Origin of the sequence: Bradyrhizobium sp. Arg816 (assembly GCF_029989365.1) — a bacterium.
Lineage (GTDB): Bacteria > Pseudomonadota > Alphaproteobacteria > Rhizobiales > Xanthobacteraceae > Bradyrhizobium.
The window spans coordinates 1-503 of sequence record NZ_JAPRAQ010000149.1; the positions used below are offsets into that span (position 1 = coordinate 1).

Annotated in this window: 1 protein-coding gene; it reads left to right on the forward strand. The window is 35.2% G+C overall.

What is annotated here, in order from left to right:
• Positions 1 to 53: 53 nt before the first annotated feature.
• Positions 54 to 503, forward strand: a 450-nt coding sequence (locus OWC48_RS47510) for a hypothetical protein (protein WP_282525963.1), incomplete at its 3' end; no start/stop codon positions are given.

Sequence of the window (503 nt, forward strand, 5' to 3'; positions counted from 1 at the left end):
TTCATGTATACCCTACAAGGAGATACGTATGAACAATTAGAAGTAAAAAGGGGGTGCTGCACCATATTTTTAAAGAGTGGGGTTCCATACGCGTAAAAATCCTTGCAACAGATAAATTTAAGGTTCTTATGATGAATGTAGGAGGGTCAAATATTGGTTTGAACTATCCTCATGATTTTAATATTCAAGATGATTATCATTTATCGACTAATTGGGATTTTTATGATAAATGGTCAAAAGTAAAAAAACAGCTAAATGAAGCAAACACATCATATAATAGAGGATCAAAAATTAAATTTATTAATTATTTAAGTGGTAGTGGAGGATCGTTTCCATACTTTGTGGCAAGTGGCCATAGTAGTCCAGGGACTAGTGCGCCTAGACTTGCTACAGGACTGACAACTCCAGGGTGGTCAAATTCGTATCCTGATTTTCCAAGAGTGGCTTGTTTTATTGGGATTTGTACGATTGCATTTGAAGGAACAAATATTCTCACAACAGAT